Genomic DNA, 1,989 nt, shown 5'->3' with positions numbered 1-1,989 from the left:
GCCGTCGGTGCCGTCCTTGCCCCATTCGACGTCCATCGGGCGGCCATAGTGCTGCTCGATGATCACGGCGTACTTGGCCAGTTCGGTCACGTCGTCGTTGGTCAGGCTGTAGCGGTTGCGGGCTTCAACGGTCGTGTCAACCGTCTTGACCAGCTTGCCGGATGCGGCCTTTTCTTCAGGCGTGGCGAACTCCATCTTCAGGAGCTTGGAGCCCAGGTTGCGGCGGATCACGGCCTGCTTGCCAGCCTTCAGGGCGGGCTTGTGCACGTAGAACTCGTCAGGGTTGACGGCCCCCTGCACAACGGTTTCACCCAGGCCATAGCTGGAGGTGATGAAGACCACGTCCTGGAAGCCGGATTCGGTGTCGATCGTGAACATCACGCCAGCGGCGCCGAGGTCGGAGCGCACCATGCGTTGCACGCCAGCCGACAGGGCGACGACGTCATGGGCAAAGCCCTTGTGCACGCGGTAGGAAATGGCGCGGTCGTTGTAAAGCGACGCGAACACTTCCTTCATCTTGTGCAGCACGTCTTCGATGCCGACGACGTTCAGGAAGGTCTCTTGCTGACCGGCGAACGAGGCGTCAGGCAGGTCTTCCGCTGTGGCAGAAGAGCGCACGGCAAAGGAGGCTTGCAGGTTGTCGCCAGCCAGCGTCGCGAAGGCGCCACGGATGGCTTGTTCCAGGTCGGCAGGGAAAGGTTGGGCTTCGACCCAGCCACGGATTTCGGCACCGGCGGCTGCCAGCGCGCGCACGTCTTCCGTGTCCAGGGTAGCCAGTCGCTGGCTGATGCGGTCAGCCAGGCCGTCGTGCTTGAGGAATTCACGGAAGGCATGGGCCGTCGTGGCAAAGCCGGTGGGCACGCGAACGCCATTGGGCAGTTGCGAGATCATCTCGCCCAGAGAGGCGTTCTTGCCCCCCACGGACTCGACGTCCTCCATGCGCAGTTGCTCGAAGGGCACGACCAGGGCGGTCGGCTCAAAGCGGTTGGTCATAAAAGCTCCAGGATGGTGAAAAAAATGCTGGTGGCATCCACGGCCCGGCGTCGGTCTGTTGGTGTTTTTTTGGGACCTTCATCGGGCGTCCGTGCTGCATCTGACAACACGCGTGGACACGAGATGGACTGATTGTAGGGTCAGGCCTATGATCGTGGGTTCACCAAATTGAAATCCTGAGGCACTCATGCGGGTGATTGATGCACGTTTGCGTGCATACCTCGCAGGTCTCTTGCAAAACTTGTCTGCTTATGTCTGATCGCAGCGTCTTTTTCGTGTCCGATGGCACGGGTATCACGGCCGAAACCATGGGGAATTCCATCCTCGCGCAGTTCGCCATCAAGCCTCGGCACGTACGCCGGCCCTTCATCGATACGGTTGACAAAGCGCATCAGGTGGTGCGTGAAATCAACGCGGCAGGCCTGCGCGAGGGCAAGCGCCCCATCGTGTTCACGACACTGGCCAATGACGACGTGCTGGCCATCCTGCGTGGTTGCGAGGCGCGGGTGTTTGACGTGATCAAGACTTTCGTGGAGCCGTTGGAAGACGAGTTCAACATGAAGTCCAACCACCGGGTGGGGCGCTTCAGCGATGCCAGCGTGGATCAGGAGTACAACGACCGCATCGAGGCCATCAACTTTGCGTTGGAACATGACGACGGGCAGTCATCCCGCAGTCTGGAAATGGCCGACGTGGTGCTGGTGGGCGTGAGTCGCTGCGGCAAGACGCCAACTTCCCTGTACCTGGCCATGCAGCACGGCATCAAGGCGGCCAACGTGCCTTTGATCCCCGAGGATTTCGATCGCGGCTTCTTGCCTTCGATGCTCAAGCCTTACAAGAAGAAGTGCTTTGGCCTCACGATCGAGCCCAATCGCCTCAGTCAGATCCGCAACGAGCGTCGCCCGGGCAGCAAGTACGCGAGCCTGGAGAACTGCCGCCTGGAGGTGGCGCAGGCCGAGTCGATGATGCGCCGCGAGGGCATTGACTGGTTGTCAT

The 1,989-nt window shown here is 61.0% G+C and carries 2 protein-coding genes; one reads left to right on the top strand and one right to left on the bottom strand.

Annotation, left to right across the window (positions count from 1 at the left end; genetic code table 11):
• The coding region (locus tag EPO09_RS08125; RefSeq protein WP_290641975.1) for a PEP/pyruvate-binding domain-containing protein at window positions 1-993 on the bottom strand (993 nt) is incomplete at its 3' end.
• 251 nt (window positions 994-1,244) lie between these two features.
• Here EPO09_RS08125 and EPO09_RS08120 point away from each other — a divergent pair.
• Window positions 1,245-1,989: pyruvate, water dikinase regulatory protein (locus EPO09_RS08120; RefSeq protein WP_290641973.1), on the top strand; the 745-nt coding region annotated here is incomplete at its 3' end.

Origin of the sequence: Aquabacterium sp., assembly GCF_004297345.1 — a bacterium.
Lineage (GTDB): Bacteria > Pseudomonadota > Gammaproteobacteria > Burkholderiales > Burkholderiaceae_C > Aquabacterium.
Note: the sequence above shows the minus strand (reverse complement) of the source record. Positions and strands in the feature narration are given on the sequence as shown.